The sequence below is a fragment of the Corallococcus sp. AB049A genome (assembly GCF_003668885.1).
GTDB lineage: Bacteria > Myxococcota > Myxococcia > Myxococcales > Myxococcaceae > Corallococcus > Corallococcus interemptor.
In genome coordinates this window covers 1-414 of the sequence record NZ_RAWL01001284.1, presented here as the reverse complement: position 1 = coordinate 414, position 414 = coordinate 1, and the positions used below count along the sequence as shown (strand labels likewise).

Sequence of the window (414 nt, the reverse complement as noted above, 5' to 3'; positions counted from 1 at the left end):
GTAGTAGGAGGAGATCCTTTGTGTCCTCCTTGAGTCATTTGCATTTTCATTTTGTCTAACGCGCGTGGTGATGCATCAATATGGCCGCTCATTTCGGTGGGCTTGAGAACTCTAGAGCCTCTTCCCTCATCGTCCTCTATTTCCCTGTCACAAGCGTGCTTTACCATAGTCCAGTTCATAGTGAATAACTCTACAGAATCCCTAACAAAATTATCCAAGTTTCTATCCTGCAAAAGACCATCCTAGAATGAAATGTTATCACCAACGAAAAATATTGGCCATAAGTACCGGAACGCCGCTTGAAACTGTACGAAATTCTCTTTGTTCTTCAACCCAAAAATCATTATCAGGAATTTTGAAAATGTCGGCCAGGGGATCTGAATGCGTAGCAGAGTCATAGGTAGATTCAAACTG

At 42.3% G+C, this 414-nt stretch carries 1 protein-coding gene; it reads right to left on the bottom strand.

Translation table 11 applies throughout. From position 1 onward, the window contains the following. Positions 1 to 218, bottom strand: a 218-nt coding sequence (locus D7X55_RS45220; protein WP_233610479.1) for a hypothetical protein, incomplete at its 3' end; no start/stop codon positions are given. Positions 219 to 414: the final 196 nt, after the last annotated feature.